The following is a 3,243-nucleotide window of genomic DNA, read 5'->3' as shown; positions in this document are numbered from 1 at the left end:
GGTCATCTCGACCCTCACCGGCAATCTCGCACGGATCTCCGACAGCATGGGAGGCCGGTCGCCCGAGGTCGTCGAGTTCCTGCGCTCGGTGAGTTTCCCGATCGCGAAGGCGATGACGGTTATCGACGAGTTCCCGAAGACGGCTGCGTTCGGCCCCGAATTCCTCACACCGATCCAACGGTTGATCGATGCTCTCGGTCTGCAACCGGGAATGGACGTCGAGCAGATGCTCTCCGACGCATTCGCATCGGTGCCGGACACCGCGGAAGCGTTGCGACTGCTGCCGGTCGCCTTCGCCGGTCTGCAGGTTCCGCAGACCGCCGGGGCAGGCCCGGGCGGTATCCAGTGCACGAACGGTGTGGCGCAGCTACCCACCGACGTCGAGGTTCTGCTGAGAGGGAGTGAGGTCGTCGTATGCAACCCGTGACGAAAAACCGTGCCCAGCGTATCGGCGGGGTGTTGGGCCGGGCGCGGGCGCTGGTCGGCAGGGAGGTCGCGTTCGGCGCGGGCATCGTTCTCCTGGTGGTCTTCGCACTCGTGACCACCGCCGTCCTCTACGCGAACCCACCGGGACGGATGTCGTTCTCGTTCCGTACCGACGACGCCTCCTCGATCGACATCGGCCAGGACGTCCGGGTGGCGGGCATCGGCGTGGGAACCGTCACGGACGTGTTGATCGAGCCGGACGCGGTACTGGTGACGGCCGAGATCGACGACGCGGTACCGGTCGGCTCGGACTCCCGTGTGGAGGTGCGCATGCTCACCCCGGTCGGGGGATACGCGATCACCCTCGTCCCTCTCGGCGTTCTGCCGCTCGGGGACACCCCGCTGCCCGTCGAGCAGGTCAGCGTTCCGTATTCGATCGGCGATGTCCTCCAGGCCGCGCCGCACACGACCGACAACGTCGAGGGCGGCACCGTCGACGCGAACCTCGACGAGATGGCCCGGGCGCTCGAGGAGAACCCGACGTCGATCGCGTCCATGATCTCGGGCCTGACCAGCATCGCCCGCGTGATGGATCAGCAGCGTGCGCAGGTCCGCACGATCGCCGACCTCGCCGCGGAGTATCTCCAGAGTTTCGAGGCCGATCAGGGCATGGTGTTCGACCTGATCCGCGAGATCGACGTGGTTCTCTCGACGTACAACACCACCCACGCCGGATTCAACGAGGCGTATTCCCTGCTCGGCAACGTCCTGATGACGATTCAGCCGTTCGAGGCGTTCTATCTCGACCACAAGACGGAGGTACTCGACGCTGTGAACCACGCGAAGGGTGTGATCGACGAGTTCCGGACGTCGATGGGCCCAGCCATCGACAATCTTCAGTCGTTGCGCACTCAGCTTGCCGAATGGCTGACGCCCGAAGGAATGGCCGCGATCAAGGGCGGCACACTCATGGCCTCGGACTTCTGTGTCCCCGTTCCCGGACGGACGTGCTGAGATGTCCGGGAAATCACGCCTGATCGTCAAGGTGCTGGCCGTCGTGTGCGCGGCCGCCGCCGTCGGTGGCGCCGGTGTGGCGGTCGCGACGACGGGGGAGCCGGCAGACCGGTCGGCGTTCTGCGCGCTCATGCCCGACGCCATCGGCCTCTACGCCGGCAACCCGGTCACCCAGATGGGTTACGAGGTGGGCCGTGTCGAAGGTATCGAGCCGCAGGGCGACCACGTGCAGGTCACCTTCTCGCTCGCGAGTGGCCGGTCCTATCCGTTCGATGTCCGAGCGGTCACCCGCTCGAAGTCCCTGCTCGCCGATCGGAGTCTCGAACTCGTCGGCAACTACACGTCCGGTCCGGAACTCGCGCCGGAACAGTGCATCCCGCTGGGGCACAGTCACACTCCGAAGAGCATCTCCGAGATCGCTGGTTCGGCAGCGGATTTCATCGATGCGATCGCTCCGGACGACGGTGAGGAGAACGTCCGGAAGACGGTGCTCGGTCTGGACGAGGCGCTCCGCGGCCAGGGGGAGAACGCCGCGGACATGATGAGGCATGCCGCCGAGGCGGCAGCCGATCCGGACAAACTCGTCGCCGACATCGGCTCGTCGATCGCGAACATGGCCCCGCTGACGGACGAAGCGCTGCGTCGGTGGAGTTCGATCCGGTCGATCGTGGAGCAGATGCCTGCCGTCGTTGCCGCGGGCATCGATCTGTGGCCCGGAGTCATCGAGGTGTGCGAGGGAATCGGTTGGCTGGTAGCGACTTTGCACGACATCCAGCAGAACTACGGCGCCGACATCTGGCCCTTCGTGCACGGACCGGCGACCGACGCCCTGAAGCTGGCGGCGACACGGTCGAACGACATGGCAGGCCTGATCTCGACGATTCCGTCGGTTGCACCCTTCCTCGCGCAGCAGACGACGCGCGACGGAGCACTCACCATTGCCTACCAGCCGCCGACCGTGGCTCTGACGACCACCGGAACCGAGGTGCCGATGGATCGGCTGCTCGACCTCGTGCGGACGGGAAGGAACTGAGATGAATCTGTCGAGAAGAACGCGGCAGCTTCTGTGCGCCGCCTCCGTGAGCGCGGTGGTGCTGACGGTGCCGGCATGTTCCCTGGGACCGGACGACCTGCCCTCGGTCCGCGGTGGCGTCGGCGACACCTACGACCTGTCGCTCGAGTTCGCCAGTGTGATGAATCTGCCCGCCGGTGCCGACGTGATGATGGACGGCCTGCGGGTCGGCGAGGTCCGGTCTTTGCAGGTGTCCGGATCGACGGTGACGGTGTCGGCCGGAGTCGGAAGCGGCACCAGGATTCCCGCCGATGCGCGGGCGATCGTCCGTCAGGACACTCTCCTCGGCGACACCTATATCGCGGTCACCGGTGACGGCAAACATTCCGCCGACGGGTACCTGCCTGCCGGTGGCACGATCCCCGTCGCCCGCACCATCTCGCCACCGCAGTTGGAGGACACCATCGCAGTCCTCGCGAACTTCGTCAACGGCGGCAGCATCCAGCGGATCGAGGATGTGATGGCCCGCGTCAATGCCGTCGTGCCGCCGCTCCCGGCCGTGCGCGACGCGGCGTCCGTGGCGGCGCTGGACCTGCAGGACCTCGCTGCCAGGACGCAGGAGATCGACCGGACGCTGACGGGGTTGAACGAGACCGCACTGTCGTTCGACGATCGCACCGACGCGCTTTCGGCCATGTTCGACAGTTCCAGCGTGCATTACTGGCGGCGACTCGCGATCTCGGTGGTGTCGCACATCGGCCAGATCCTGCCCTACGTCGGCAGCGTCTACG

At 66.4% G+C, this 3,243-nt stretch carries 3 protein-coding genes and 1 pseudogene; all 4 read left to right on the top strand.

What is annotated here, in order from left to right:
- Positions 1-427, top strand: a pseudogene (locus AC1DWT_RS50350) (MlaD family protein); the annotation flags it as partial.
- Positions 415-1,440 (top strand): MlaD family protein, encoded by a 1,026-nt coding sequence (locus AC1DWT_RS50345; RefSeq protein WP_371851545.1) that lies wholly within the window; start codon positions 415-417, stop codon positions 1,438-1,440. The pseudogene AC1DWT_RS50350 and the gene AC1DWT_RS50345, both read left to right, overlap by 13 nt.
- Before the next feature lies 1 nt (position 1,441).
- Complete coding sequence (locus AC1DWT_RS50340; RefSeq protein ID WP_095862513.1) at positions 1,442-2,473, top strand: MlaD family protein; 1,032 nt, start codon at positions 1,442-1,444, stop codon at positions 2,471-2,473.
- A 1-nt stretch (position 2,474) separates the two neighbouring features.
- Positions 2,475-3,243 (top strand): MlaD family protein (locus tag AC1DWT_RS50335; RefSeq protein WP_477926179.1); only part of this gene is annotated, 769 nt, incomplete at its 3' end.

The organism is Rhodococcus sp. P4_B6, assembly GCF_056402215.1.
This window is presented reverse-complemented; position numbering and strand designations above follow the sequence as displayed.

Coding starts and splice junctions, on each gene's coding strand:
- AC1DWT_RS50345 (WP_371851545.1), top strand. CDS start 415: ATGCAACCCGTGACGAAAAACCGTGCCCAGCGTATCGGCGGGGTGTTG.
- AC1DWT_RS50340 (WP_095862513.1), top strand. CDS start 1,442: ATGTCCGGGAAATCACGCCTGATCGTCAAGGTGCTGGCCGTCGTGTGC.